This window comes from Chryseobacterium sp. CBSDS_008, assembly GCF_049959325.1.
Lineage (GTDB): Bacteria > Bacteroidota > Bacteroidia > Flavobacteriales > Weeksellaceae > Chryseobacterium.
The window spans coordinates 1,271,776-1,291,583 of sequence record NZ_CP188202.1 but is presented as its reverse complement, the minus strand read 5'-3'; the positions used below and the strand labels follow the sequence as shown (position 1 = coordinate 1,291,583).

At 39.8% G+C, this 19,808-nt stretch carries 15 protein-coding genes; 2 read left to right on the top strand and 13 right to left on the bottom strand.

Translation table 11 applies throughout. From position 1 onward, the window contains the following. Positions 1 to 45 precede the first annotated feature (45 nt). The 13 genes from ACP3T3_RS05720 to ACP3T3_RS05660 all read right to left on the bottom strand — a co-directional run bounded on the left by ACP3T3_RS05720 (position 46) and on the right by ACP3T3_RS05660 (position 17,306). Positions 46 to 384 (bottom strand): cupin domain-containing protein, encoded by a 339-nt coding sequence (locus tag ACP3T3_RS05720; RefSeq protein WP_426478953.1) that lies wholly within the window; start codon positions 382 to 384, stop codon positions 46 to 48. 56 nt (positions 385 to 440) lie between these two features. Further along, a complete protein-coding gene (locus tag ACP3T3_RS05715; RefSeq protein ID WP_426478952.1) occupies positions 441 to 1,175 on the bottom strand; it encodes a rhamnogalacturonan acetylesterase in 735 nt (244 codons plus the stop codon). A gap of 35 nt (positions 1,176 to 1,210) precedes the next feature. Continuing rightward, entirely contained in the window at positions 1,211 to 2,188 is a 978-nt protein-coding gene (locus ACP3T3_RS05710; RefSeq protein WP_426478951.1) for a pectinesterase family protein, read from the bottom strand. A gap of 15 nt (positions 2,189 to 2,203) precedes the next feature. Further along, positions 2,204 to 3,112, bottom strand: coding sequence for an alpha/beta hydrolase (locus ACP3T3_RS05705; RefSeq protein WP_426478950.1), 909 nt, complete (start codon positions 3,110 to 3,112; stop codon positions 2,204 to 2,206). 77 nt (positions 3,113 to 3,189) lie between these two features. Beyond that, complete coding sequence (locus tag ACP3T3_RS05700; protein WP_426478949.1) at positions 3,190 to 4,857, bottom strand: glycoside hydrolase family 28 protein; 1,668 nt, start codon at positions 4,855 to 4,857, stop codon at positions 3,190 to 3,192. Position 4,858: 1 nt separating this feature from the next. Beyond that, positions 4,859 to 5,704, bottom strand: coding sequence for a rhamnogalacturonan acetylesterase (locus ACP3T3_RS05695; RefSeq protein WP_426478948.1), 846 nt, complete (start codon positions 5,702 to 5,704; stop codon positions 4,859 to 4,861). Positions 5,705 to 5,861: 157 nt separating this feature from the next. Next, complete coding sequence (locus ACP3T3_RS05690; RefSeq protein ID WP_426478947.1) at positions 5,862 to 7,505, bottom strand: glycoside hydrolase family 43 protein; 1,644 nt, start codon at positions 7,503 to 7,505, stop codon at positions 5,862 to 5,864. Positions 7,506 to 7,595: 90 nt separating this feature from the next. Continuing rightward, complete coding sequence (locus ACP3T3_RS05685) at positions 7,596 to 8,849, bottom strand: glycoside hydrolase family 88/105 protein (protein WP_426478946.1); 1,254 nt, start codon at positions 8,847 to 8,849, stop codon at positions 7,596 to 7,598. 11 nt (positions 8,850 to 8,860) lie between these two features. Continuing rightward, positions 8,861 to 9,856 (bottom strand): DUF4861 family protein, encoded by a 996-nt coding sequence (locus ACP3T3_RS05680; RefSeq protein ID WP_426478945.1) that lies wholly within the window; start codon positions 9,854 to 9,856, stop codon positions 8,861 to 8,863. A 43-nt stretch (positions 9,857 to 9,899) separates the two neighbouring features. Further along, the gene (locus ACP3T3_RS05675; RefSeq protein WP_426478944.1) at positions 9,900 to 11,315 is read right to left on the bottom strand and encodes a pectate lyase family protein; all 1,416 of its coding nucleotides are present in this window, start codon (positions 11,313 to 11,315) and stop codon (positions 9,900 to 9,902) included. A gap of 31 nt (positions 11,316 to 11,346) precedes the next feature. Next, complete coding sequence (locus ACP3T3_RS05670) at positions 11,347 to 12,369, bottom strand: pectinesterase family protein (RefSeq protein ID WP_426478943.1); 1,023 nt, start codon at positions 12,367 to 12,369, stop codon at positions 11,347 to 11,349. Between the two features lie 73 nt (positions 12,370 to 12,442). Beyond that, positions 12,443 to 14,278: a RagB/SusD family nutrient uptake outer membrane protein gene (locus ACP3T3_RS05665; RefSeq protein ID WP_426478942.1), complete on the bottom strand. Its 1,836-nt coding sequence runs from the start codon at positions 14,276 to 14,278 to the stop codon at positions 12,443 to 12,445. A gap of 10 nt (positions 14,279 to 14,288) precedes the next feature. After that, complete coding sequence (locus tag ACP3T3_RS05660) at positions 14,289 to 17,306, bottom strand: SusC/RagA family TonB-linked outer membrane protein (RefSeq protein WP_426478941.1); 3,018 nt, start codon at positions 17,304 to 17,306, stop codon at positions 14,289 to 14,291. A gap of 872 nt (positions 17,307 to 18,178) precedes the next feature. Between ACP3T3_RS05660 and kduI the strand changes: the two genes are divergently transcribed. Next, entirely contained in the window at positions 18,179 to 19,015 is an 837-nt protein-coding gene (gene kduI / locus ACP3T3_RS05655) for a 5-dehydro-4-deoxy-D-glucuronate isomerase (RefSeq protein ID WP_426478940.1), read from the top strand. 8 nt (positions 19,016 to 19,023) lie between these two features. Further along, entirely contained in the window at positions 19,024 to 19,806 is a 783-nt protein-coding gene (locus ACP3T3_RS05650) for a gluconate 5-dehydrogenase (protein WP_426478939.1), read from the top strand. The last annotated feature ends 2 nt before the right edge of the window (positions 19,807 to 19,808 follow it).

Below are 19,808 nucleotides of genomic sequence, written 5' to 3'. Positions count from 1 at the left end.
TGAAACGGAATTTTTATCATTCTGTGCTGTAGAACTTTTTCAATCCTAAATGAGGAAATCTTCCCGCAAAGGGGTAAAAGCATCAATTAATTTTCCTTCTTCGAGGCATCTCACCCCATGGAAAATAGCAGGCTGTGCAAAAAATCCATCTCCTTGCTGTAAAATTTTTGTTTTCCCATCAACAGTAACTTCAAATTTTCCGGAAGCAACATACGTAATCTGAGAGTGAAAATGCTGATGCAAAGCTCCTACAGCATCCTTCTCAAATTTTACAATCACCATCATCACCTGGGAATTATACCCCACAAATTGCCTGGAAATACCGTTTCCCAGATCTTCCCATGCAGAGTTTCCATCGAAGAAAGCTTCTTTTTTGAAATCCATTTTTTATCTTTTTAATTAAATCTTACCCTAAAAATCAGAGAGACTGGAAGATTTTGTTACTTAATATACTTTTCCAGTCCGGTTTTCATATTTTTCAAAGAACCGGCTGCCAGTTTTGCAATAGATTCTGCTCCCGATTTTGATAAATGGGTATCATCATCTTTTCCCTCCGGATAATAAGGTTCATCCCCTTTTTTATAATGCAGATGCAACTTCTTTGATTTTTCAGGGCCATATGAAATTTCAAGCTGTTCCGATAATAGCTGTAAGTCAACAAAAGGTACTTTAAGATCATCAGCTACCATTCTTACGACAAGAGGATATTCTTTGTGGGTATCCACCAGAACACCGTTTTCGTTAAAATTCCTTCTTACAATTGACGTCATAAGGATTGGAACTGCGCCTTTAGATCGGGTTTCGCTTACATACCTTTCGAGGTTGGCCCTGTACTGGGTGTATGTATTGGTAAAACGGGCAGAATCATTTACTTTCTGATCATTATGTCCGAACTGAATGATTACAAAATCTCCTTTTTTAAGTTGATTCAGCACCTTGTTCCATCTTCCTTCTGTCCTGAAGCTTTTGGAGCTTCTTCCGTTCGTTGCATGATTCTGAATCATTATTTCTGATGTTAAAAGATATGGAAGCATCTGCCCCCAGCCGTGTTCAGGGTTTTTGTCAGGATTTTCTTTATTGGCCATGGTAGAATCACCAATGAGAAACAGGGTAGGCTGCTGTCCAAATGTTAGGATTGAAAGGAAGAAAATGAGAAGGGTAAGTTTTTTTTTCATATTCTATTTATTAAAATGCCTTTGTATAGATGACATTACTTATTATTCATATTAGGGTTCCAGCCGTCAAAGATTTTCTCTAACGTGTAATTTTTAAGATCTTTTTTTGTCAGCTGATGTGACCAGCTGATGCGTTTGGAGGGATTCCCGCCGTCACCTTTACTTCCGTATTCAGCGTAACAGGCGGTTTTTTCTTTATCGGGAAACATGGGGTCTCCTTTCCAGGAATTCCAGCCTTCAGGAAGGATGTGTTTTCCCATTTCCGTATTGATAAACACGGTTTTGGCATAAGGTCTCCAGGGTCTTCCGAGATAAACTTCTGTAATCCCATCTTTAGCAGTAAGCTTACAGTCCAGGAATACAAAGCCATATTTTCTGTCGGTTTCCGTTGCAGCAGCAGTGATGTAGGAGTTTGCAAGGCTATGAATGATACAGTTTTTAAAAACAGCCGTTGCCTGTCCGAAAATAAAATCGGTAGTGCCTTCTATATAGCAGTTTTCAAAATACTGCCTGCTGTGGTTGGTGGCAGAATAAAGCGTATCCTGACAACCCAGGATATCTGAATTTTTAATAACAAAACGATCGCCTTCCACATGAAGTGAAACAGCCTGTCCCTCGTTACATGAGCTGTTTTGAATGGTAAGGTTGCTGATTTTGATATCATCACCCATTACCAGAAGGGTATACGAGTTGAAAGTCGTCATCTTTTCATTGAAAGAATCTTTTTTTCCGGAGAAATCATTGTTGGTGATAATAGTATTGTTTTTACTTTCGCCTTCCAGGGTAATCTTATGTTTTGAAGAGGGGATAATTACTTTCTCATGATAAGTTCCCGGTTTAATCCTGATCAATGCTTCTGCAGGACCAAGATCTCGCACAGAATTGATTGCTTTTTGAATCGTGGTAAAATTGCCGCTTCCATCCTGGGCAACTGTAATGGTGATATAAGGTTTGCTCTGTGCCCATAGAAACTGAACTATTGGCAGAAACAGGATTAAGAATAATTTTTTCATAAGATCCGGTTAAAATTATTTCAACACTTTATTCAAAAAATCAACAGCATAGTTCAGGGTTTCGGTGAACCAGGGTTCTGCGGACCAGAATGAATGAGGTGTATCTTTGATTTCATGAAATTCAGTGGGAATATAGTAAGCTTTTAATTTTTTCATCATATCATCTCTTCCGGCATGAAATCTGGGCTGGGAGCTGTTGATGAAAATGGTTGGTGGTGTATTTTTATCTACATATTCCAAAGGCGAGGCTTCTGTCCAGGTTTTTAGGTGGGTGTTCCGGTCTCCACCCAGCCAGTAAGCGGCGTAGGTACTTTCTTCAGCTTCGGGATGAATGAAAGAAACAATTCCATCGATATTGATGATCGCTTTTATATTATTTTTCTTTTTCACTCCCACCAGTGTTGCCATCTGCGCTCCGGCAGATTCGCCCCAAACGGCTATTTTATTTTTATCTAAAGAATATTTTTTGTGGTGAGACCTTATCCATTGAATGGCTGTTTCTATATCTTCAATTCCGGCAGGATATTGTGCGGCATCTGCAAGACGGTAACCAACAGCTATTACGACAAATCCTTTTGAAGCTAATTCCATAGCCATGTATTTTTCATTTTCCTTGCTGCCGGAAATCCAGCCGCCGCCATGAACCATGGCGATTCCTGCCTGTTTTTTTGAGGTGTCAAGAGGATAATATACATCAGCTTTTAATGATGTTCCGTTAATGGTTGTATATTCAATATCCCTGTCGATTCTGATGTTTTTCGGAACCGGGCGGTCAATGGGTGTAATGAAAGGGTATTTTTTCTTTAATTTTTCAAATGTCCCTTCATTGGTGTAAGGAGAGGCATTCGGTCTGCTTATCTGCCCGAATGCCATCGTCCCTACAAAGAAAATAGAAATATAAATAGGCCTTTTATTAAAAATCATTTTATTAGATTTTTATATTGAAACCATTAAGAATATGAAGAAAATCTTAGTTCTTAAGGGTTTGTTATCAGAAGTTTTTATTGTACTGCGTTTTTTGCTACATCTGTTCCTATGGAAACTGTACTTTTATCGGATAATATTTCCTTTGGTAAAATGACAGCTCCGGTTTTGCTTCCTAAGACTTTAACATAAGGCTTAGCTGCTGATTCAAATTTAACAGTGGAAAGGTTGATATTCTTACTGTTATAAACTGTTGCTCCTGTTCCTTCAGTATATTTCAGGGTTACATTTTTGAGTTGAATTCCATCTGCATCAACGATGGTCAGAGCTTTCCTGGTATCGAATTTTGAGTCTTCAATCACAATATTTTTAAGATTCATTTCAGAAAGGCCAAATAATGTAATGGCTTCGTGAGAATTGACTGCATTGATGTTCTTAAAGAATATATTTCTGAAGACCGGCGTTTCTTCTGTTACCGGATATACTTTTTCAGGGGTTTTGTTTCCTTCTTTTTTCTGGCCGTCTTCCAACACCGGAGAAGCGCCTTCGTAGAACATATTAAAACCGATTGTCTGTGTCGGAATATTAATCATATCTATATTTTTGATGTAAATATTCTCAACAATTCCGCCTCTTCCACGGGTGGTTTTAAAACGAAGCCCGATATCTGTTCCGATAAAAGTACAGTCGGAAACATGAATATTTCTAGCACCTCCGGACATTTCACTTCCTACAACAAAACCTCCATGACCGTGATATACAATATTGTTTTTGATGATGACATTTTCGGTGGGCATTCCTCTTTTTCTTCCGTCTTCATTTTTTCCGGATTTAATACAGATGGCATCATCACCCACATCAAATGTATTGTCATAAATCAGCACATTTTTACAGGATTCCAGGTCTACACCGTCGCCGTTTTGGGAAAACCAGGGATTTCTTACGGTAAGGTTTCTTAAAATTACATTGGAGCACATCAACGGGTGAAGATTCCACGCCGGGGAATTCTGGAAGGTAGGACCATCTAACAATACTTTGTCACAACCTGTCAGGCTTACCATTACCGGGCGCAGAAAGTCTTTTACGGTATTCAGCTCATCTTTGGAGATTTTATCGGGAACATTGAAGTTTGAGCTGCTTTCGAATCCTTTTTTATAGCTTTCGGAAGGGTACCATGTTTTGCCGTCAGAAGATAATATTCCACCGGATTTTATGATCTCTTTCCATTCTGATTCCGCGACTTTGCTTTTTTTGATGGCTCTCCACGCATCTCCGCTTCCATCAATGACCCCTTTTCCCGTAATGGCAATATTGGTGGCATTTTTTGCAGAAATAGGAGACTGGCATCGAATGGTATTTATTCCTTCAAAACTTATATCTACCAACGGATAATCATCTTTATCTTTACTGAAAATGATAAAGGCGCCTTCTTCTACATGAAGATTGATATTGCTTTTAAGCTCTATAGGCCCTGTGAGCCACATTCCCCTAGGGACTATCAGTTTTCCGCCTCCTTTTTTACCAAGCTCATCAATGGCCTTTTTGAAAGCCCCGGTATTTTTTACATTTCCGCCTGAAACTCCTCCGAACTGGGTGATAGAAACTGTGTTGGCAGGAAAAGAGGTTTCCGCCACCTGAGGCATGGTAAACTCAATGTTTTTATAAATATCAAGGCTCTGGGCATATGCCTGCCCGGAAAACATCATTGCTGCTGCTAAGCTGATAATGGTAAATGACTTCTTCATGTTATTTCTTTTGAGTTTTAATAATATTTTTAAGTTCCTGATAGACCAGTGAAGCCACTGCTTTTGCTCCTTCCGGCTGAAAATGAGTATTGTCTTTCTGTCCTTTAGGGTAAGCTTCGTAAGTATTTTCCGGAAGATTCATGAAATAATGGCTGGTGGTGAAATCCTGTCCTTTTTGAGTAAAATATTCCATGGATAATTTGTTTAAATCAATATAGGGAACGTTCATTTCTTTTGCTATATCAATGGGAGCCTGCCAATATTCTCCATGTACATTTTCAAGCTTTCCGTCTTTCCAAGGGTAATTTCTTGCTACAGGGGTTACAATAACAGGATTTCCGCCTTTTTGTCTGGTCTGGGAAACGAATAAACGCAAAAATTCTTTATACCCCTGAATATTTACATAGCGCTCAGGATGCTTTTCTGAACCATCATTATGCCCGAACTGCATGATCACGTAATCACCAGACTGTAGATGTTCATAGACATACCGCCATCTTCCCTCCTGGAAAAAAGTTCGTGTGCTTCTGCCGCCATGAGCCCTGTCAATAACGGCTACCGAATCTGTAGTGATAGCAGGCCTCAAAGCGTTAAGGCTGTCTTTTACAAAGAACGGCTGAAAAACCTGCCCCCAGCCTGTAATGGGATACCGAACTTTCATATACTCTTTTCCGGGATCGTAATCCCCAGTGTAATCAGCCATCGTAGAGTCTCCGATGAGGTAGATATGGGTGACTTTATTATGCTGTTTTGATATCGTTTTTTGTGCTCTATCCTGCGACTGGCATGCTGATAACAACATTACGCTGAATAAAAATGAAACGGACTTATATAGGCTTTTCTTCATGATTTTTTTATTGGATTATCGCAAGAACATTTCGACTTCTTTCAATATTAAATTTTCAGTAAGTTGAATTGCCTCTAACGTTATCGGAAATACAATCTTTGTGCGCTTAATTAATTGCATTTTCAAATGGCCTGCGTTTTAGTGTTTCCTGCATTATTTATTTCTTTGTAATTCTAAACCATTCAAAATCTGCATATCCTCCACGAGGAGCTTTTGTTGTACTGATGCTGTATAAACCTACTTTTGCCCCAATCCATTTGCCGGGTTTTGCCTGAAAAATCCCACCGGCTTTGATGAAGTTCCTGCCGTTTTCACTATAGCTGAACTGGCACAGGCCATTAGGTTCATTTACATTGACTTTTAAATAGACTTCGTTACTTTTTAACTGGGTTTCAAATAGTATTTTTTCTTCTCCGCCTTTGTCTGCTTTCTCCGCTTTTCTTAATTGAAGATAATAACCGTCAGGTTTGCTGGTAATGACCAGAGATGCATGATCTAGCCCCATGATTAATAATCCTGCGGTTTTCCCTTCTTTGGCGTCTTCGGGGGTTAGCTTCACCTTTGTTGATGCTGCAAAATTGGGAGCCGGAAATTTTTGGGTTAACAGATTCGGGACATTCCATAGATTTTTTTCTCCTTCAGGAACTTTGATAGAGAATAATCTTAAAAATTTTTGTCCGGGAAGTTTGGATGACCATACAATATTTTCATTAGCACTCCATTGCCATTGCAGTCCTAGCTTTTCGCCATCAAATTCATCGGTTTCCGGAGGGGTGGAAATAGGGTAGTATTGCCCAACATCAGGCTTTTTATAGGTTAAAACAGGTTCGCCAATCCCGTTTTTATTATAATCGATTCCCATTACCGGCCAGTCTTTTTCCCATTTCATAGGCTGCAGGTGAATGATTCTTCCGCCGGCATCCACATCCTGAAAATGATAAAACCAGTCTTCACCGGATGGCGTATCTACCCAGGCTCCCTGATGAGGTCCGTTAATGGCTGTGGAGCCTTGTTCCAGTACTATTTTTTCTTCATACGGGCCGTAAATATTTTTTGACCTTAATACGAGCTGCCATCCTGTTGCCACACCTCCAGCCGGGGCAAAAATGTAATAGTAGCCGTTTCTTTTATATAGTTTGGGACCTTCAATGGTTGGATGGGCATCGTGGCCATCAAAGATATGGACGCCTTTATCCAGGACTTTTGTTCCTTCAGGATTCATTCTGTTAAGCGTCAGGATACTTTTTACTCCGGCGCGGCTTCCCGCCCAGCCATGAATAAGATAGGCATTTCCGTCTTCATCCCAGAACGGACAGGAATCAATCAAACCTTTTCCTTCCATTACCAACACAGGTTTTTCCCAAGTTCCCAGCGGGTCTTTGGTTTTCACCATATAAATTCCGAAATCAGGATCCCCCCAATAAATATAGAATTCCCCTTTATGAAATCTTATGCTTGGTGCCCAGATTCCGTCACCTCTTTTCGGAGTGGCAAAATGTTCCGGAGGAAGGATATCCTGAACAGCATAATTAACCAGCTTCCAGTTGATCATATCTTTGGAATGCAGGATGGGAAGCCCCGGAGTTTCATTGAAACTTGATGCCGTCATATAATAATCGCTGCCCACACGGATAACATCCGGATCGGAGTAGTCTGCATACAGAACAGGGTTTCTGTAGTTCTTTCCCTGATCGGCAGTCCATACTTCAGAAACATAGTTTTTCTCCTGTGCCTGAAGATAGGCTGATGCCGCTGAACATGCGGTAATGGCAATGATATTTACAATACTTTTTGTCTTCATACAATCAATTAAACATTAAAGTTATCTTGACTTTTTTTGATCCCTGTCAAGGTTCTACATCTTGACAGGGATGAGGATTTTTCAATTTTTTTATTTTTCAAATTCCAAACTGGCGAGGATAAAAGGACCTGTTCCTTTCGGATCATTGGAACGTACTTCTTCATTCACGTAATATTCATAAGAACCGCTTCTGTAGGGGGTTCCGCCTAATCCTGCCACTGCGCAGCATTTATTCAAGCTTACCACACCGTTTTCATCTGTTGTGATTAAGTTTTTGATAATGCCTTCATATCCCTTTTTTGCATATGCCTTATATGATTGGGGTAAATATCCCTTGTTTACAGATTTTATCATGGTGTATACGAACATGGATGAACCTGTGGCTTCCAGATAGTTTCCTTTTTCTCCTCCTTTATCCAGTACCTGATACCAAAGTCCTGTTTTGGAGTCCTGCACTTTGATGACAGCATCACAGTAAGATTTTAAGTAAGAAAGCAGCTTTGTTCTTCCGGGATGATCCTGAGGCAAATAATCCAGTACATCTACTATAGCCATTCCGTACCAGCCCATCGCTCTCGACCAGAAATTGGGGGAAAGCCCTGTTTCTTTGTCTGCCCATTGCTGTTGGCGGCTTTCGTCCCAGGCATGATAGAGGAGACCTGTTTTCTTGTCTAAAAGGTGCTTCTGAATCAGGTCAAACTGATTGATGATATCATTGTAGGCTTTTTCAGCTTCTTCTCCTTTAGAAAAATAGTGGGTGTAGTGTGCATAAAACGGCTCACCCATGTATAAACCGTCCAGCCACATCTGGTTAGGATATATTTTCTTGTGCCAGAATCCGCCTTCTGAGGTTCTTGGCTGGCCGTCAATCTGGGAACGCAGGGTTTGCAAAGCTTTTAAATATTTGTCTTTTTTCTCCTGCTGATAGAGGTAGAGAAGAACATTGCCGCAATTCAGCATATCGATATTGTATTTGGAAAGATCATAAGAAACAATGCTTCCGTCTTCTTTTACCATCGTGTCACCGAAGGTTGTGATATAGTTATAATATTCTTTGTTCCCCGTTTTTTCATATAATCTTTCCGCACCTTCCAGTACGATTGCTGTAGGATAGCTCCATTTCGGGGATTTGTTGTAATCCAGCATCCAGGCTTGCGGGAAGCGTTTTATTTCAGAAAGAAGCATTCTCTGTGACCAGGGAAGACTGGCGGATATTTTTCCGTCTGCTTTCGCTCGTATTTCTGATGATCTGTTTTGCAACGGTTTCTGTGCGCAGGAAAAAAAGAGTCCGGAACAGGCAGCGGCCAGTGCATACGTTTTAATAGAATTGTTGATAAAGTTCATGATTTTAAACTTTAAAGTTGATTATTGCTATCAAGAATATCCAGTTTTTTATCCAGATCCTGGTAAAAAGATTCTTCGGTTGTTAAGCCGTTGGGTTCCTGAGACCAGGCTCCCAGAAAGTAATAGGATACATTTTTAGTTTTTTTGAAAACAATGGTATGGGTAGATTTTGTTTTCACATACTTGTCGAAGCTTTCAAGAGGATAGAAGACTGCCATTCCCAGATTGTCTTCTTTTTTAGCCAGAGTCTGCTTTCCGTAAGTAGCGATATAAGCCCATTTTTTATTTTTACTGATTCCCTGTTTCATAGGGATGTCTTTGAAGGTAACGATTCCGGTACAAAGACCTGAAAGGCTGCTGTTCAGATTAAGATCTACTTTTACGAAACGGTCTTTGGGGAAAATTGTCAGCCTGGACTGCAGATCTACGGCATCACCCCAGGTTTTCCAGCCTTTATAATGAATAAGGGCATAGGACTGATCTTTTTCATTGATTACTTTTGCGGTTGTACTTTTTACGATTTTAAAGGTTTCAACAAAATCATTCTGCTCATCATATCGTCCATAGGAGCCGATTCCGAGAGTACGTCCGGATTTCAGAATATCCTGCCCCCACGGAGCATCATTATGATAGGATTCAAATCCGTCCTGTCCTACTTCCGGCAGTACATGCCAGGGTACTTTTTTACCGAAAATGTCTGTAGCATTTCTCCAGTCCAGATAAAGCCTGTAGCCAATCTGATTATTTTCAAGACCGATTCCTTCATACCTGATGTAGGAGGAATGATCTGTATGCGCTTCAGGAAGCGTAAGCTCCTGAACATTCCTGAAAGTTCCCCCAATGTATTGACTGCCTTCCCATTTGCCGCCTTCTTTTACAGATAGTTCAGCATATGAAAACGGTGCTTTGGTGTTTTTTTTACTGTTTTCAGTCGCAGAAGTTTGGGCAGATACATTTGTACTGATAAAAGTTCCTGCTATAAGTATTTTAAATAAACTGAGTTTCATACTTTTTTGTTTGGTTACCGATTTGTGAGCGTTTTCATGGTTATTAATTCTGTTCGTCGGTTATTTTACGGACAATATCATTCATATACATTTCTATATTATCGTAGTTTCTATCCAGATCCCGGCCATTGGCATCGGCTGTTTTAGGGTTTAAATGATACTTGATTTCCCATTCATCCGGCATTCCGTCATGATCTGAATCGGGGGAAGGTTCGCCCTGTTTTAACAGTGGAAATCCGCCTGTATTATTTTGAGAATCAATGATTCCATTTTTACTTCCTTTTGAACCTGTATAAGTAAAGTTTCCGTTTTCAATATCTTTTATCACATGAAGATCAACAGCATCCCGTACCAGACTTGCTCCGCCGGATTTTACAACCTTGCTGTAAGCTTCCTGTGCAGAATGGGTTTTGATGTTATTTCCAATATCATGAGGCCGGCTGATTTTAATTGAATTTTTATCCTTTTCTGTTAAGTTATAGGAGGTTTTCATTTGATCAAAAACACCTTTTGTCCAGTTATCCTTGGTAATTTCAGGGTTTCCTTGTATGACATTTCCGTTGATGTAATATTTCCCCCAGATGTTAAAAATTTCTGCTTTCGGGTTTTCATTTTTATCGATGGCGACAATACGTTTTCCGGTTAGCGTTGCTGGTCCGGGTTTGTAATAATTATTGACGATGTTCACGTTCATGCCTTCACCGCCGTATAAGCTGTTGTGCCCCCAGTTGTAGATCAGGTTATTCCTGAAATCGGTAAGATCTGTCAGGGCAGATTTGCTTCCTGCATATTCGCCCAATCTTGGATTTCTGCTGTCGTGATGAGCATATATATTGTGATGGAATGAGGCGTATTTACCTCCTGCAATTCCACCATAGCCATGAGCCCCTTTATGATGAACGGAATTTCTAAGGCTTTCCGCAATGATGCACCATTGAAGGGTCGTTTTTTCATTGGCATAAATAGAAACCGTTTCGTCTGTAGACCAGCTCATTGAGCAATGGTCCACCATAAGGTTTTTGATAAATCTTGCTCCCAAAGCATCTCCTTCAAATTTTTTCTGATCTCCCATCCTGAATCTCAGGAAACGGATAATGACATTATCAGCAGCGACAAATGTTTCATAATTGGCAATGGTAATTCCGTCTCCGGGAGCGGTCTGCCCGGCAATGGTGACATCCCCTTCTTTTATTTGTAAAGGAGACTGTAAATAAATTGTACCGCCAGTTTTAAATACAATATATCTCGGACCCTTCTGATTTAAGGCAAATCTTAAGGTTCCTTCAGAGTGGTCATCTTTCAGACTGGTTACATAATAGACCTTTCCGCCACGTCCGCCTGTGGTGAATCTTCCGAAACCCTCAGCACCGGGAAAACTTAATACTTCCTGTGCATCAGCCAGCATGGGAATACCGCATAAAAATCCTGTTGTAAACAGCCTGATGAAGTTTTTTATCATGATTGCAGGTTCTCTTGTGAAGCAGGTTAAATTATTGTAAGCTCTTTTGTATGTTCCAGTTATCCTTTCCTTTAAGAATATTCCCCGGAGTATATTTTTTTCTTTCTTCTTTGTTTAATTGATGGGACCACGCAGCTCTTTGGTTGATATTGGCTCCTGGTCCTTTGGAGTTACTTTCTGCATAAAATGTAGTCTTTTCAGCATCCGGTTTATTCCAGTTGTGCCATCCTTCAGGCTTTATGGTTGAATTCAGCTCACAGTCAATATAAACGGTTCTGGCAAAAGGTCGCCATGGTCTTCCCAGATATACGGAATAATCTTTTGCATTTCCAGTAATTTTTGAACTGATAAAAACAAAACCAAACTCATTTTGCTGTGGAGTAGAAGCGGCTGTAACATAGCTTGCTGTTTCTTTGGAAAAAATGATACAGTTTTCAAAAACAGCAGTTCCCGCACCGAAAATATAATCCGTTGTCCCTTCAATATAACAGTTTTTAAAATAATTTCTGGATGGTTTTGCCTGGTCTTCCAGATCCTGGGCGCCTTTTATATATAAAGTATCCTGGTTTCCTAAAAACCTGCAGTTTTCAAATGTAATCCTGTCACCGGAGGTTAATACGGCAACAGCCTGTCCCACTTTTCCGGAGCTGTTTTCAAACGAAATATTTCTTGCGGTAAAATCACTGGAATAAATAAATATTGTAGATGAGCCTGTAGTTCCGGTCTCTTTTCCTTCCAGATTCTTTTTTGAGGCATAATCATCATACGTAATGATTGTTTTTTGAGGATCTTCCCCCTCCAGAAGTATTGCTCCCTTTGTTTCGGGAATAATAATCTTTTCCTTATAAATTCCGTTTTTAACAAAAACTTTTGTTCTCTTTAATGAATTGTTTTCAATGGCATTGATGGCTTGCTGAACGGTAGTAAAATCACCATTTCCGTCTTTCGAAACCACAATGGTTTTATCCTTGATTTTGAAAGAAAGAAGGCTGAATAAAGCAGTCAGGGCAATAGAAAACAGGGCGGTTTTTTTAAAAATGGCGGAGTATTTCATAAAGCATTTGAGGTAAAATACAGACTGATCTCTAAGCGAGGCAGTCTGTATTCTGATATGAATGTTAAACTATCTAATATCCGTAATCCTGGGTAAGGTTATAATTTGAGTTGATCACATCCAGGGCAATAGGCAGAAGCTCTTTTTTATTGGGCTGGAAATAATACGCATAACTTTTCACCGGATCTCCGCTGATGTAAGGCTGTGTCATGGCAAGCCTCCAATTGACTTTCGTATATCCAGAAGGCGTGGCAACACTCTGATTAGGATTGTAGAAAACATCGGCTTTATTAATTCCGTTGACATAGATGTCCATATCCAGTACATTTTGCTGTGCTGTCTTTGTGGGTACATAATTAGCCACAGTGGAAGCCGGCTTTTTATAAAAGATATACTCAGGAACATTAGCGTACGCTCCGGTACCGTTCATAAAATCTGTGAGTTTCTGCCTGGTTTCATTGATTTTTGTTTCCAGAAGATTCCAACGGATCAGGTCATATTTTCTTAGTCCTTCACCTCCGAATTCCAGTAACCTTTCCTGAACAATATATTTAAAGAACTCATTTTTGGTAGTAGGAATGGTTCCTATCTGGCCCAAATTGCCTGCATAAGCTCTCTGTCTTACAGCCATTACAGCATCAATGGCTTCCTGGGAAGGCGCACTGTGAAGTTCATTATCGGCTTCAGCAAACATCAATAAAATATCTGCATATCTTAGTAATGGCCAGTCGATTCCCAGGTTCTGGGAAGTTCCCGTAATACTCGTCCACGACTTTCTGAATTTCCCGTCATTCCAGTTGACAGAGGTCTGGAGATCTTCCTGCTTTGAAGTATTGACCCTGAAAATAGCAATATTAACATCTCTCCTCAGGTCATATTTGCTGAATTCATAGAAATAAGTAGGGATAACACTGATGCCGCCTGAAGATTTCCAGTCAGAGTCATCATGTCTTAATCCATTATAATACCCGATTTTTGAATCTGTTCTTGAGTTTCCACCAAAAGCACCAATGGCAAAAATAATCTCATTCGTCGTATCCGGGCTGTTGGTATGCAGTGATCTGAAAAGTCCTTCATAGCTTGGGTTCAGCTTATGCTGTCCGGAGTTGATGATGTCTTTGCATTCATCATAGGCTATCTGGTAATATTTCTGAGGATTGGTTCCCTGTACCATCATCTGAGGACTTCTTCTAAGGGAATACCCGGCTCTTGCCAAAGCAATTCTTGCTCTTAACCCTTTTACAGCAGCTTTGGAAAGTCTCTGCGGGGTTGTTCCTCCTTCAGATTTCCATGGCACGAGCGCTGATGCTTTAGCCAGATCATCAAGGAGTTTTTCATAAATAACATCGCGGTCTGTTTTTGGAATATAGACAGATGGCAGATCTGCTGACGGAGCGTCCTGGAAAGGAACATCACCCCAGTTTTTAATAAGATCATAATAGAATAATGCCCTCAATGTTAATGCTTCCCCAAGATAGCGGTCCATCAGCTTTTTATCAGCTGCAGATCCGGTTTGATACACAGGGGAAATAGGAATATTTTTGATCACAAGATTAGCCCTTTCAATGCCGGTATAAGTATCCAGGAACGGGCGGAGAAGTTCCGTATTGGTAGGAACGGCTCCGAAACAGCTGATCCCTCTTCTGTCATTGGCATTATAGTCTCCGGAGGTTCTGAGGTCATCTCCGGATTGGGAAAGGATAAGATTCATTCTTTGCCCGTAAGTATTGTCACCCATGGCACTGTTGTAAACTCCTACAAGGGCTGCAAAAGTATCCGGTGCTGAGTCGAACTGTTGCTTCTCAGCTGTATTGGAAAGGTTTTCTACCTCTAAATAATCACTGCAGGAATTAATGGTAACCACGCAGGCAAGAGATAAGAAAAGGCTTGAAATTTTATTTTTGTTCATAGCGTTCATTTTAGAAAGTGATATCTACTCCTGATAAGATAAATCTGCTCCTTGGGTAAGCAGAATAATCTACACCCGGCGTTAATGGATTTCTTCTGGTATTGGCTTCCGGATCAAATCCTGAGTATCCGGTAATCGTAAATAAATTATTAACAGTAGCATACAGTCTCAGGTTTTTAACCCCAATTGCGTCCAGAGATCCCTTTGGAAGGCTGTATCCTATAGTCAGGTTATTCAGTCTTAAGAAAGAGCCGTCTTCAATGGCGTAAGAATGAAGGAAATAAGCTCCTGCAGGAGGGGTCCACATCGTGGTATTGGCATTAAGAGCCGCAAGGGCTGTAGGGTCTGTCACTTTATTTCCGGCATTGTCAAACCATCTCCAGCGGTCTGCCACTTCAGCAAGCATGTTATTGTCTTTATACAGATATTGGGTCGTATATTCTACTTTGTTGGCGTTATACACCTTATTTCCGATTGAGAAATTGAAAAGTAAGCTCATATCCCAGTTTTTATACCGGAATGTTTGGGTGAAACCGCCATAGAATTTAGGTTGTGCGCTTCCAAGATCTGTCATGTCTTTGTTATCAATCACTCCGTCGCCGTTCAGATCCTGAAGTTTAAGATCTCCCGGCTGTATAGGTTTTGCACCGTTAGCTACTGCGGCAGAGCTTGCAATTCCGTTTTTTAGAGTATAGATCTGAGTCGCTGCATCATAATTAAAATCACTTACTTCATACCTTCCTGCCGTAACATATCCCCAATAAGTACCTACCGGTTTGCCCACCTGTACAAGGAAATCAAACAGGTTGTTCTGCCATCCGGAAGGGTAGTAGTAGGAATTGGCACTTGCAGAGGCATTGCTTCCTAAGCTTTTGATGGTATTTCTGTTGGAAGAGATATTGGCATCAATTTTCCAGGAAAAGTTTTCCTTACTGATGATTGTACTTCCCATTGAAAGTTCTATCCCTTTATTTTCGCTGCTTCCTGAGTTTTGGTATTGATACTCATATCCGGAAGTCTGCGGTATTTTCGCCAGGAGTAAAAGGTCTTTTGTATGGGTTTTGTAGACATCAAGCGTTCCGTAAAGTTTCCCCTGAAAGAAACCAAAATCCAATCCTGCATTATAAGAGGTTGCCGTTTCCCATTTTACATTGGGATTAGCCATAATATTTCCGGTGGTAGCACCTGGTGTAACACTCGTTCCGAAAGCGTATCCGTAATCTGAAGAAGAAGTAAAGAAGGTATCATATAAAAAAGCCCCGATTCTGTTATTTCCTGATTTTCCGTATCCCAAACGAAGTTTCAGTTCATTGACAAGATTGCTTTGTTTTAAGAAATTTTCTTCCTTTATTTTCCACGCTAAAGAAGCTGCCGGGAAATAGCCCCACTGATTCGGTCCGGGTTTGAAAACGCTGGATCCGTCAGCTCTCATTGAAATTGTTGCTATATATTTGTTGTTGTAGATATAATTGACCCTGCCAAAGAAAGAAGCCAGGCGGTCTGTTTCTCTTGCGGTTTTAGGGGCATCCTGCACCATTCCTGATGGTGGTGATGCCAGCTGCGAATTCGCAAAAGCTTCCTGTGCTGAAGACGATTTCGGAAACCATTTGATATTGATAGAGGTAGACTCACCATCGGTTCTCACAGTTTCCTGGCCTGCCAAGAGGTCAAATTTATGATTTCCGAATACTCTTTTATAATTCAGGGTATTGGTATTGGTGATTCTTCTGGTTTGAGCATTACTCATAAATACCACCGGCTGGTCATTGTTCTGCCTTGCAAGGCTGGTAACCGGGCCGGAAAACTGATTGACGATCTGATCCCTCTGTACATACCCGATGACACTTCGGAACGTGAAATCTTTGCTGATTTTATATTCAATCGTTCCGTTCAGCAATAAATCGTTTCTTCCGCTTTCTTTTACTTCGTCGTTAGCCAGTAAAACTGGATTTACAAGGTTGGTCTGATCTGCAAATAAAGGATCAAACTCATCAACATCCACCGTAGATCCGCCTTCAAAAGGCTGATACCTGATGGCATTTCTCAACCGGTTTGTGCTTTGTGATCCGGATGCAGATGTTCCTGCTCCGTAGATCATCTGACGGCTGTAACGGGCATTCAGACCAATGCTCAGTTTTTTTGAAATATCATAATCATATCTGAAGTTGGCCATATTACGCTTAAATCCGGAACCAATCATAATCCCGTCTTCTTCCACGTTATTCAGTGTCAAAGAAAATGCAGAATTTTCAGATCCCCCGGATAAGGCTACATTATGCGTAAAGTTGAATGCTTCTCTTCCGAAAAGCTTATCCTGCCAGTTAACATTCTTTACAGATTTATACTTATCCAGCTGATCAAAAGTACCGTAACGTCCGTTAAAGGTTTCAATATCTTTGGCATCTCCGTTCTTATAATACTGTTCATACTGATAAAGCACATACTGATAAGGATCCAGGACGTTGATTTTGTTCTGAATACTTCTTACCCCTACAAAACCATTATAGTTAATTGTTGTTTTCCCCCTTTTTCTGCCGCCTTTTGTGGTAATCAGAACCACACCGTTGGCTCCTCTTGACCCAAAAATAGAAGTGGAAGAGGCATCTTTTAATACTTCAATTGATTCTATTTCTTTAGGAGACAAGATTGTCAGGGCATTATCCATTTGTATACCATCCACAATATAGAGCGGGGCATTGCTTTGGGTAATGGAGTTTCCTCCACGCACAACAATATCTACATCTGCACCGGGAGATCCCTCACTCAGAGAAACCTGCACACCGGCAAGTCTTCCCTGGATGGCTTCAGCAGCATTGGTGGAAGGCATATCTTTAAGAGCTTCGCCCTTTACGGAAGAAACAGCGTTGGTAACATCTTTTTTGGAAACTTTTGTATAGCCTACCAAAACCACATCATCCAGTTTGGTTTCTTTATCTTTTCTCGTTTCTTTTTCTTGAGCCATTGAAAGGACGGGAAGAAGAAAAACAGTTAAATATAACCACTTTATTGATTGTACTCTTTTATCCATTGTATATCCTTATAGTTTTAAATCTTGGTTGAAAGTTTTTTCAATCATTTTGTTTAGGATTGTTAAGTATTCTGCGGATTTTAGTAGTCATTACGTCTTTTTATTCATTTTTACGCTTTAGTGCAATCGATTGCGTAATTTTTCATACAACATTATTCTGCCTTCTAAACTAATATTATTTTTTAATACGCAAAGAAAAAATTATTATTTTTTCATTAATTTAACTGTTTAATATTCCGAGTTTTATTAACTTAAGTATGATTTATTGTTGTTAATTTGTTGAATAACAATATTTTATTAATTATTTTGTTTTGTTTTAAAAACACCCTGAAAAAAACTGCTTATGCGCTGTTTAAGATTGAAAAACTTAAAAATTTGCTTACAAACATACTTGTTTTTGAACTTGAAAAATCCCGGAATTGGTGTCTGGGAATAAAATTTTTACTCATTTTCTGATTTTTGTCACCTTTTTGAAATTATTTTCACTTGCATATTTTGTTATTTTTAGTAATATATATTAGGATGCATCATATATATATTAATTTGATCTTATTTTTATCAATGTGATATTATGTTTTTGTATATTATTTTGGCATGATTTTAAATTGTAACACCACTTGATTTGCTATTTTGGGTATTTTTTTTCAAATTTAGTTTTGTCATTTCTCTTTGTATATCCTTGATTTTAAACTTTATTTATTTTGTAATCAATAAGTTATAAAATAAAATTAATTTTTTGTTAACTAATTAAAGAATAATTATATATTTATCCCACAAGTATTTCTGCAATTTTAGTGTAATTTTATGCAATCGATTACAATATGTTTAACTGGTTTGAGAAAACCGCAATAAGTAAAAGTAAAAAAAGTAGTATGGCACCATCAGAATTTCGTTACGCCCATCACCCTGAAGATGTAAAGAAATATACCACAGAAGAACTCAGGAGGGAGTTTCTGATTGATGATTTATTTAATGAGGATAAAATAAAACTGGTTTATTCTATGTATGACAGGCTTATAGTAGGAGGTGTAATGCCCTTATCAAAAGCTTTGAAACTGGAACCTACTGATGATCTGAAAACAGAAAACTTTCTGGACAGAAGAGAGCTGGGAATTATTAATACAGGAGGAGCAGGAACAGTAACGGTAGACGGGCAGGTATATAACCTTGGAAACAAGGAAGCTTTATACATCGGAAAAGGAGCTAAAGAAGTGGTTTTTGAAAAAACAGGTGAAGAACAGCCTTATTTCTATATCAACTCGGCTCCGGCACATCATACGTATCCTACAAAGAAAATAACAAAAAATGAAGCCGAAATTGTAGAATTAGGGGATGAAAAATATGCCAATAAACGTACCATCAATAAACTGATTGTCAATTCTGTTTTAGAAACATGCCAGCTTCAGATGGGAATGACTGAGCTTCATCCCGGAAGCGTATGGAATACAATGCCCGCCCACACCCACACCAGAAGAATGGAAGCCTATTTCTATTTTGATCTGGAAGAAGGGCAGACGGTAAGCCATTTTATGGGGCAGCCTCATGAAACCCGCCATCTGTTTATGACAAACAGGCAGGCAGTATTGTCTCCGGAATGGTCTATCCACTCTGGGGTAGGAACTTCCAATTATACTTTTATCTGGGGCATGGCCGGAGAAAATATGGACTATGGTGATATGGACGGTATTAAAACAAACGAACTAAAGTAATTTTTCCAATGAATTTATTTGATTTATCCGGTAAAGTAGCCGTCGTTACCGGTGGCACCCACGGATTAGGAATGGCAATGGCAGAAGGACTTGCCTCGGCAGGTGCTGAACTGGCAATCACCAGTACAACACCATCAAAACTGGAAGAAGCATTGAATTATTATCATGAAAAAGGGTATAAAGCCACAGGCTATATTTTTGATGTGACGGATGAACTGGAAGCTGCCCAGAAAGTAGCTTTAATGGAAGCCACTCATGGAAAAATAGACATTCTTGTCAATAATGCAGGCATCATCAAACGTATTCCGGCCATTGATATGGAAGTGGAAGACTTTAGAAAAGTAATTGATGTAGACCTTACCGGACCTTTTATCATGTCCAAATTAGTCGGAAAATATATGATTAAAAGGAAGTCCGGAAAGATTATCAACATCTGCTCGATGATGAGTGAGCTGGGGCGTGATAATGTAGTGGCCTATGCTTCTGCCAAAGGCGGTCTTAAAATGCTTACCAAAAACCTGGCAACAGAATGGGCGAAACACAATATTCAGGTGAACGGAATCGGTCCTGGATATTTTGCAACTTCCCAGACAGAGCCCATCCGTGTGGATGGAAACCCTTTCAACGATTTTATCATCAGCAGAACACCCGACGGAAGGTGGGGAAACCCGGAAGACCTTGCCGGAACAGCTATTTTCCTTGCTTCTGATGCAAGCAGATTCATCAACGGACAGATTATTTACGTAGATGGAGGAATTCTGGCCACCATTGGAAAGCCTGCTAATGAATAACA

Coding starts and splice junctions, on each gene's coding strand:
- ACP3T3_RS05680 (WP_426478945.1), bottom strand. CDS start 9,856: ATGAAACTCAGTTTATTTAAAATACTTATAGCAGGAACTTTTATCAGT.
- ACP3T3_RS05690 (WP_426478947.1), bottom strand. CDS start 7,505: ATGAAGACAAAAAGTATTGTAAATATCATTGCCATTACCGCATGTTCA.
- ACP3T3_RS05695 (WP_426478948.1), bottom strand. CDS start 5,704: ATGAAGAAAAGCCTATATAAGTCCGTTTCATTTTTATTCAGCGTAATG.
- ACP3T3_RS05715 (WP_426478952.1), bottom strand. CDS start 1,175: ATGAAAAAAAAACTTACCCTTCTCATTTTCTTCCTTTCAATCCTAACA.
- ACP3T3_RS05710 (WP_426478951.1), bottom strand. CDS start 2,188: ATGAAAAAATTATTCTTAATCCTGTTTCTGCCAATAGTTCAGTTTCTA.
- ACP3T3_RS05670 (WP_426478943.1), bottom strand. CDS start 12,369: ATGAAATACTCCGCCATTTTTAAAAAAACCGCCCTGTTTTCTATTGCC.
- ACP3T3_RS05660 (WP_426478941.1), bottom strand. CDS start 17,306: ATGGATAAAAGAGTACAATCAATAAAGTGGTTATATTTAACTGTTTTT.
- ACP3T3_RS05720 (WP_426478953.1), bottom strand. CDS start 384: ATGGATTTCAAAAAAGAAGCTTTCTTCGATGGAAACTCTGCATGGGAA.
- ACP3T3_RS05675 (WP_426478944.1), bottom strand. CDS start 11,315: ATGATAAAAAACTTCATCAGGCTGTTTACAACAGGATTTTTATGCGGT.
- ACP3T3_RS05685 (WP_426478946.1), bottom strand. CDS start 8,849: ATGAACTTTATCAACAATTCTATTAAAACGTATGCACTGGCCGCTGCC.
- ACP3T3_RS05700 (WP_426478949.1), bottom strand. CDS start 4,857: ATGAAGAAGTCATTTACCATTATCAGCTTAGCAGCAGCAATGATGTTT.
- ACP3T3_RS05705 (WP_426478950.1), bottom strand. CDS start 3,112: ATGATTTTTAATAAAAGGCCTATTTATATTTCTATTTTCTTTGTAGGG.
- ACP3T3_RS05665 (WP_426478942.1), bottom strand. CDS start 14,278: ATGAACAAAAATAAAATTTCAAGCCTTTTCTTATCTCTTGCCTGCGTG.
- ACP3T3_RS05650 (WP_426478939.1), top strand. CDS start 19,024: ATGAATTTATTTGATTTATCCGGTAAAGTAGCCGTCGTTACCGGTGGC.
- kduI (WP_426478940.1), top strand. CDS start 18,179: ATGGCACCATCAGAATTTCGTTACGCCCATCACCCTGAAGATGTAAAG.